This window comes from Stieleria sp. (assembly GCF_041595215.1).
GTDB classification, from domain to species: Bacteria; Planctomycetota; Planctomycetia; order Pirellulales; family Pirellulaceae; genus Stieleria; species Stieleria magnilauensis.
On record NZ_JBFHKV010001319.1, the window covers coordinates 1 to 2055 of the forward strand.

The window sequence follows — 2055 nt, forward strand, 5'->3', positions numbered from 1 at the left end:
GAATCGATCGTCGTTGGCGGTCCCCGACGTACGCTCCATCTGGATCAGTGGCTGGCCCGTTTCACACTGGAACACCCACAGCCCGGGATCAGCGTTCGGTTCTTGAACGGAGGTTGCGACCCGGGTGCCGTCGGGGCTGACTGCCACAAACCGGCGTGATTGCAGACGAACATCGGGCAGCGCAATCGTCGTGATCTCGCGCGAATCACGAAGGTCCCAGACGCGGACTTCCGTCGCACCGGCCGCGGCGAGCACGTTTCCGTCGCGGCTGAAATCCAGGTGCGGTGGCGTGCGGGAATCCGCAACCGCCAGCGGTCCCGCGGTGGGCGTTCCCGTTTGCACGTCGATGACGGTGATCTGCGATTCGAGTTCTCCATCGACTCCATCGGCCCGTTTGGACAAATAGGCGGCCAACTGTCCATCGGCCGAAAACGCCAGGATGGGTCGTGAACCGACATCGGGAAGCGAGACCAATGGCAGCGACAAGGGTTCAGTCGACGCCACCGTGTACTTCTGAAACCGGAGTGTCTCCACGGGGGGGAGAATCATCCAGACAACCAGGGCCAAGATCGCGATCGAAATGATGGCAAAGCGAATCATGCGACCCTGCGACCGCCGCTTGTCGGACGCCGAAGCTGACGAATTCATGGTCTCTCTCAAGCCGAGTGCGTGGGGGTGATGGAGAAATCAGAGCATCGCGCGGAGACACGTGCAACCATCGTTCTGCACCGACACCAAACGTTGGTGTCTAGGTTTTCGGCCAATACCGCTAAATCGACATTGATGGGCGCCGCTCGCGCTAGCGCGAACCGGCTGATGTCAATCGATGATCAGCCGTTTGGCGCGAGCCTACGGGCCCCAACCCAAGGAAACGACGCTTCACTTAGCGGTGTGGGCTATAGCCGATTCCCGTCCCCGCGGAACGCCAAGGGCGTTGTGAGGAACGCCTCAAGGCTGGATACCAACGGTTGGTGGCTAGACTTTCGCATCTGGCACGATTCTCGATTCGGCCTATATTGAACCATTCACCTCTCCCATCGCCTTCCCCCTGCCCCCAGTGATTGAATTCATGCCCGCGCTGACCATGATCGTCTCCGCCGCGGCGATCATCGTGCTCGTCAAGTACGGGTTGCTGCGTGGCATCGACCACATTGCCGGGGCGATGAATTGGAGTGCCAAGGCGCGCGGCCAATTGACCGGGTACGCGACCTCCGTGCCCGAATTCGTCTGCCTGGTCGCCGCCGGGCTGGCCGGGGTCTGGGAAGCAGGCCTGTGGAACATCGCCAGTTCCAACATCATCAACGTCGCCCTGATGTTGATGGCTGTCACGTTTTATCGACAGTTCGGCAAACTGTTCAACATGCGGTTCCTCGATGAGATCGTCTTTGCCGGTCTGGCCGTCGCCGTCCCCATCGTGCTGATGCGATTGGGCTTGGACAGCCAGTGGTATCTGATTCCTATTTTGTTGGGATTCTTTCTCGTCTATCAATTCGTCGACAAACGCGTCAATCGTGCCGTCAAAGGCGAGGAGGAGGTACGGGAGGCGGTCGGCAGTCTTCACATCGGGATCACGCTGGGAGTGACCACGCTGATTGCGATCGCGATCGCCGGAATGTTTTTGGGCGAGGCGACCGCGACGGTCGTCGACGAACTGAAAGTGCGCCCGGCCATCGCCGGCTGGATCCTCGGCGTCGTCACCAGCATCCCGGAAATGGTCAGCTTCTTCGCCGTCTACGCGGCCTCCAAACGAGACGGACAACTCGGTGAGCTCAACGACACCCAAGAAGCCCTCGACAACCTGACCGGTTCCAACATGGCCAACGTGGGATTTGTCTACCCCGTCGGCCTGTTCGCCTACTTGATGGCGTTGTTTTTCTGGGCCGGCTAGTGCTCTGTGTCGAGCGGAAAAGGGGTCGAGCGGAAAAGGGGTCAGGTACCAAAACCCAAATGGCCCAAAGGGTGCTTCGCATTTTTGGTACCTGACCCCTTTTCAGCGGCACCCCTAACTCTAGCCGGAGCACTAGCGTCTGAACTGGAGCAGCTGGTCGATGTAGA

At 59.8% G+C, this 2055-nt stretch carries 2 protein-coding genes; one reads left to right on the top strand and one right to left on the bottom strand.

The window, feature by feature from the left end; genetic code table 11:
• Positions 1 to 648: WD40 repeat domain-containing protein (locus ABX749_RS30920; protein ID WP_372899427.1), on the bottom strand; the 648-nt coding region annotated here is incomplete at its 3' end.
• Positions 649 to 1069: 421 nt separating this feature from the next.
• On the opposite strand from ABX749_RS30920, the gene ABX749_RS30925 reads away from it, so the two are divergent.
• Positions 1070 to 1888 carry a hypothetical protein gene (locus ABX749_RS30925; RefSeq protein ID WP_145207003.1) on the top strand — a complete coding sequence of 273 codons (819 nt, stop codon included), beginning with the start codon at positions 1070 to 1072 and terminating at the stop codon, positions 1886 to 1888.
• Positions 1889 to 2055 lie beyond the last annotated feature (167 nt).